Origin of the sequence: Craterilacuibacter sp. (assembly GCF_051659485.1) — a bacterium.
Taxonomy (GTDB): domain Bacteria; phylum Pseudomonadota; class Gammaproteobacteria; order Burkholderiales; family Chromobacteriaceae; genus Craterilacuibacter.
On the sequence record NZ_JBOFOO010000247.1, the window covers coordinates 1 to 4,573 of the forward strand.

Annotated in this window: 5 protein-coding genes; 1 reads left to right on the forward strand and 4 read right to left on the reverse strand. The window is 60.0% G+C overall.

The window, feature by feature from the left end; translation table 11 throughout:
* The 4 genes from ACRC1E_RS08610 to ACRC1E_RS08625 all read right to left on the reverse strand — a co-directional run.
* Positions 1-889: nucleotide sugar dehydrogenase (locus ACRC1E_RS08610; protein ID WP_438514689.1), on the reverse strand; the 889-nt coding region annotated here is incomplete at its 3' end.
* A 172-nt stretch (positions 890-1,061) separates the two neighbouring features.
* On the reverse strand, positions 1,062-1,862 hold the full coding sequence (locus tag ACRC1E_RS08615) for a polyamine aminopropyltransferase (protein ID WP_438514690.1): 801 nt from the start codon (positions 1,860-1,862) through the stop codon (positions 1,062-1,064).
* Complete coding sequence (ttcA, locus tag ACRC1E_RS08620; protein WP_438514691.1) at positions 1,852-2,808, reverse strand: tRNA 2-thiocytidine(32) synthetase TtcA; 957 nt, start codon at positions 2,806-2,808, stop codon at positions 1,852-1,854. The genes ACRC1E_RS08615 and ttcA overlap by 11 nt, the downstream gene beginning before the upstream one ends.
* Positions 2,809-2,934: 126 nt before the next feature.
* On the reverse strand, positions 2,935-3,675 hold the full coding sequence (locus ACRC1E_RS08625) for a pteridine reductase (protein ID WP_438514692.1): 741 nt from the start codon (positions 3,673-3,675) through the stop codon (positions 2,935-2,937).
* 92 nt (positions 3,676-3,767) lie between these two features.
* Here ACRC1E_RS08625 and ACRC1E_RS08630 point away from each other — a divergent pair.
* Positions 3,768-4,573, forward strand: an 806-nt coding sequence (locus ACRC1E_RS08630; protein ID WP_438514693.1) for a class I SAM-dependent methyltransferase, incomplete at its 3' end; no start/stop codon positions are given.

Here is a 4,573-nt window from a genome sequence, read left to right on the forward strand (position 1 = left end):
CCAGCTCGATGAAACGGGTATTGACGCCGTATTCGCGTGCTTTCCAGGTCAGGTAGAACGGGTCGATAGGAATGCAGTGCCCGCCCAAACCCGGGCCCGGATAGTAGGGCACGAAGCCGAACGGCTTGGTCGCGGCGGCGCGGATCACTTCATGGATGTCGATGCCCATCTTGTCGGCAACGATCTTCATCTCGTTGACGAGGCCGATGTTCACCGCGCGATGGATGTTTTCCAGCAGCTTGGTCATTTCGGCGGCGCGGGTAGACGACACCGCCACCACCTGATCGATCACCGCGCTATACAGCGCCACCCCGATTTCCTGACAGGCAGGCGTCACGCCGCCACACACTTTGGGAATGGTGCGGGTGGTGAAGTCGGGATTGCCCGGGTCTTCGCGTTCGGGGGAATACACCAGAAACGCGTCTTCACCGACGGCCAGCCCGCACGACTCGATGCGCGGCAACAGCTCTTCATCGGTGGTACCCGGATAGGTGGTCGACTCCAGCGACACCAGTTGCCCCTTGCGCAGATAAGGCAGCAAGGAGTCGATGGTGTTGATCACGAAGGAAAGATCCGGCTCGCGGTATTTATTCAGCGGGGTCGGCACGCACAGGATCAGCGCATCGGCTTCCGGTGCACGCGAAAAATCGGCAGTGGCCTCGAAACCGTCCAGCAAGGCGCCCTGAATGCTGGTGGCGGCGATGTGTTCGATATAACTCTGGCCATTCATCAGTGCATCGACCTTGCTCTTATCGATGTCGTAACCGATGACTTTGTAGCCGACTTCGGCAAAACGCAGCATCAGTGGCAGGCCGACATAACCCAGACCGACGATACCGATAACTGCCGACTTGTCGGCGATGCGGGAGAGAAACTGTTGTTTGTGCACGAGAAACCCCGGAAAGACGTAAAACCAGCCCGCAGACGGCGGATGCCATCGCGTCGCCACCTGCTTTAAAACGCGTGATTATACGCCTTATTCTGCACTGCATCAGATGCACAAAGCCCCGCGACGAGGCGCGGGGCGGGTACGGATACAGCGAATGGGCGACGGGAACCGGCTAGATCAGTAAGCGCCCGGCCGAATGCAGATTGCTTTCCTTGAGCCTGCGCACGAAATCGCCGAACTCGATACCGTACAGGCACTCCAGCTTGTCGGCACGAAACTCGAGCGCATCCCAGCTGACGGGATGCGGGCTCTGGCGAAAAGCCATCACCGCCACATTGCCGTGGCTGGCCGATGGCAACTCGAGCACCCGTCCCTCGAACACCTCCAGCAAGCGTTCAAGGAATTGCTGATAGCGCTTGTCGCCACTCCACCAGTTGGCGACAAATACGCCCTGCGGCGACAAGGCCCGCCTGCAGTCCTGAAAGAAGTCTTCGGTGGTCAGCGCATCAACAATCTGCATGCCGTCAAAGCCGTCCACCAGAATGGCATCGGTCGATTCACGGAAGATCTTCACATAGTCGGCACCGTCGGCCTCGATGATCTCGAAATACTCGCCCTCTTCCGGCATCTGGAAAAAGGCACGCGCCACCGCGATCACCTGCGGATTGATCTCGACCACCAGCGAACGGGCATTGGGCAGATACTCGTCGATGAAACGGGTAATCGAGCCGCCCCCCAGGCCAATCTGCAGCATGTGCTGCGGCTCGTCACCAAACAAGAGAAAGCCCATCATGGCGCGGGTGTAGCTCAGCACCAGATCGGCCGGCTCGTCCAGATTCATCGAGCTTTGCACCGTTTCCGAGCCCAGATGCAGCGAGCGGATATTGCCGGTCTCGGAAATTTCGACTTCCGGCATCTCGTCTATTGCCGCGCGCACGCGGCGACGAAACGGGTGGCATGCTTTACCCGCCACAAGCACTCTCCTTGGCACGCGAATCCAGAATACTGATGGCGCGACGCGGCTGGCCGTCTTCACCCATCGGCAGCGGATCGTTAAACTCTTCCTTGTCAAAAGCGGTATCGCCTTCGACCGGCAGCACATCACCCACCTTCAAGCCGGCAAAATCGAATAGCTTGTTATCGGCCAGATGCGATGGCACCACATTCTGCAGCGCAGTAAACATGGTCTCTACCCGCCCCGGGAAACGCTTGTCCCAGTCGTTGACCATTTCCTTGACCACCTGACGCTGCAGATTGGGCTGCGAGCCGCACAGATTGCACGGAATGATAGGGAACTCGCGTAGCTCGGCGTAGCGCTCCAGATCCTTCTCGCGGCAATAGGCCAGCGGGCGGATCACCATATGCTTGCCGTTGTCCGACACCAGCTTGGGCGGCATGGATTTGAGCTTGCCACCGTAGAACATATTGAGGAACAGGGTGTGCAGCATGTCGTCGCGATGATGGCCCAGCGCAATCTTGGTCGCACCCAGTTCCTCGGCTACGCGATAAAGCACGCCGCGGCGCAGGCGCGAGCACAGGCTGCAGGTGGTCTTGCCTTCGGGAATCACCCGCTTCACGATGGAATAGGTATCTTCCTCGACAATGCGGTACTCGACACCGATCGATTCGAGATAAGCCGGCAGCACATGCTCGGGAAAGCCCGGCTGTTTCTGATCGAGATTGACGGCGACGATGGAAAAATCGATAGGTGCCGATTTTTGCAGGCCCAAGAGGATGTCGAGCATGGCAAAACTGTCTTTGCCGCCGGACAGGCAGACCATCACCCGGTCGCCCGCCTCTATCATATTGAAATCGTTGATCGCATCACCCACATGGTGGCGCAAACGCTTGGTGAGCTTATTGCCCTCGTAGGCAGCCTTTTCGGCTTTCTTGTCGGCAACGGCGATATGTTCGGGCATGAGGGTAGGGCTAACAGATTGAAAAGCCGGCGATTTTACCGCCAAACACCCCCGCCACGCCACTGCTGAAATGCGCTGACGGCGGCAGCGCCAGCGCGATAAAACACCCCGTCCATGCTTGCCGGCTCAAAGCACCACGCTACGCCCGCCGTCTACCGCCAGTATCTGGCCGGTCACATAGCTGGCGTCAAGCAGCAGAAAGCCCACCGCGCGTGCAATATCATCCGGTACGCCGGTGCGGGCCAGCGGGATACGGTTTTCTATTGCGCGACGCTCTGCCGCATCGAACGAGGCTTCGTTCTCCGGCCACAAATTCACCCCGGGCGAGACGCCATTCACCCGCACATGCGGCGCCAGCTCCAGCGCCAGCGCGCGGATCAGTTGCGCATGGCCGGCCTTGGCCAGGTTGTAGACCACATGCCGCGGCATCGGCCGCTCGGCATGGATATCGACAATGCCGACGATGGAGCCCGAACTCTGGCGCAGATAAGGCACGGCAGCTTGCGCCAGAAACAAGGGCGCCTTGAGATTGGAGCCCATCAGGCTATCCCAGTCGGCTTCGCCTATGCTGCCCACTTCAGTCGGGTAAAAACCGGACGCGTTATTGACCAGCCCGTCCAGATGGCCGAAAGCCGAAATAGCGGCTTCAATCAATGCCGGCAGCCGGGCGGTATCCTGCAAATCGGCCTGCGCCAATTGCACCGAGCCGGGGCGCTCGGCATTCAGCTCCCCTGCCAAGCGCCAGGCGTCGGCTTCCGAAGCGTGATAGTGCAATAGCAAAGACGCACCGCGCGCATGCAGATGACGGGCGATGCCTGCCCCTACCCGGCGCGCAGCACCGGTAATCAACACAACCTTGGTATCCATGGCAACGCCTCCACCCTTGTTTAACGGCCATGCCCTTCTCATGAGCGAGGGTTTGACCGACAATCCCGACATATTGTACAGGATTGCCCCTTATGACCAGCCTTCCCCAAGCCAGCCCCGAAGCCCTCGCCACCAGCTATGCACTGACGCAACACATTGCCGGTGAAATCGCTGCGGCCGATGGCTGGATTCCATTTTCACGCTATATGGAGCTGGCGCTATATGCACCCGGCCTTGGCTACTACGCGGCGGGCAGCGCCAAACTGGGGGCCGCCGGCGACTTCACCACCGCACCGGAAATGACGGCCCTGTTCGGCGCCACACTGGCGCGGCAAATCGCCGAGCTGCTACCGCAAACTGCCGGCGTGATCTACGAATTCGGAGCCGGCACCGGCAAGCTCGCCGCCGACATCCTGCAAAAACTGGAACAACTGGGCACCCTGCCCGAGCGCTACATCATTATCGACTTGTCCGCCGACCTGATAGACCGACAGAAAACCCTGCTCCAGTCGCGCCTGCCGCATCTGCTGGACAGGGTGCAATGGCTGGCCGAGTTACCGGCAACACTAGACGGCATCGTCATCGGCAATGAAGTGCTGGACGCCATGCCGTGCGAGGTCTTGCTCCACGATGGCCAGCGCGTCCTGCAACACGGTGTTAGCCTCGATAACGGCGGCTTCGTGCTGGCCGACCGCCCGCTAGACCATGCCGGACTAGCCGGGCTAGCTAGCGAACTGATTCCGGCAATCAAGGGCTACAACAGTGAAATCAGCCTCAGCAACCGCGCCTTTATCCGCACCCTCGCCGAACGCCTGAGCCGCGGCGCACTGCTATTCATCGACTACGGCTTTCCGGCGCACGAGTACTACCACCCGCAGCGCCATATGGGCACCCTGAT